The following is a 1,105-nucleotide window of genomic DNA, read 5'->3' as shown; positions in this document are numbered from 1 at the left end:
GCAAAGTTCGGATACCCACCCGGGCAATTCCCAGCCTGCATAATTCAGGGAGGGATTTGATGCAAGACATATTGACCTGCGCCATGGGACTGGATATTCATCGTGACGTCATTGTTGCCTGTCTTGCCAAAGGTGAGCTGGGCACCGATCCGGAAATCGAGATCCGCTCCTTCAGCACACTGATCCCGGAAATGCGGAAACTACGGGATTGGGTGTTGGAAGCTGAGTGCCACTATGTTGCTATGGAGAGCACTGGGATCTACTGGCAGCCCATTTACGAAATGCTGGAACCATGTTTTGATGGGCAAATCAGCATTCTGGTCGTGAATGCCCGCCACATGAAGAATGTGCCTGGGCGCAAAACGGATATGCGAGACGCGCAATGGATCGCCACATTGCTCCGTGCCGGATTACTAAAGGGGAGTTTTATCCCAGACAAAACGTTCCGAGAGCTGCGGCATCTGACCCGGTATCGTAAGAGCATCGTTCACGACATTACCGCCCAAAAGAATCGCATCGATAAATTTCTGCAAAGCTCCGGTTTCCGCTTCACAGCGTTTCTGTCGGACGCATTTGGCGCTTCCGGGCGAAACATCATCCGTCATCTCATGAAATACGGAAATATTTCGCGGGAAGCTCTGGATCGGTGTCTGAAAACACAGACCCGGAAACGTATCGACGAAATACTGGTCGCCTTGAACGGTTCGCTCTCGGAGCACCAGCGCGGCTTTCTTCGCATGATATTTGGGCACTTGGAAGCTCTTGAACAGCACCGCCATACTGTGGAGGACGCTATTACGAAAGAGATCACAAAGCACGAAGAGGCATTGAGCCTTCTGTGTTCCATACCGGGCATTGATGTAACTGCGGCAGCGGCCATTATCGCGGAGATTGGTACCGATATGAGTGCCTTTCCGGATTCCCAGCATATATGCTCCTGGGCCGGTTTGAGTCCTGGTAACAACGAGAGTGCCGGAAAACGCAAGAGTGCTCACATTACCGCAACGTGTTCTCTGTAACGCCTCGCTCCAAGGTGAAGTTGGTGGCCAAGATGCTCAAGGCGATCCATGCTCAGGAGAGTAAAAGAGCCGCCAGAGAAAAGGCT

Annotated in this window: 1 protein-coding gene; it reads left to right on the top strand. The window is 52.2% G+C overall.

Translation table 11 applies throughout. The features are described 5' to 3' along the window. The first annotated feature begins 59 nt into the window (after window positions 1-59). The gene (locus B5F88_RS19675) at window positions 60-1,019 is read left to right on the top strand and encodes an IS110 family transposase (protein WP_087937071.1); all 960 of its coding nucleotides are present in this window, start codon (window positions 60-62) and stop codon (window positions 1,017-1,019) included. The last annotated feature ends 86 nt before the right edge of the window (window positions 1,020-1,105 follow it).

Origin of the sequence: Flavonifractor sp. An306 (assembly GCF_002159455.1) — a bacterium.
Classification (GTDB): domain Bacteria; phylum Bacillota; class Clostridia; order Oscillospirales; family Oscillospiraceae; genus Flavonifractor.
This window is presented reverse-complemented; position numbering and strand designations above follow the sequence as displayed.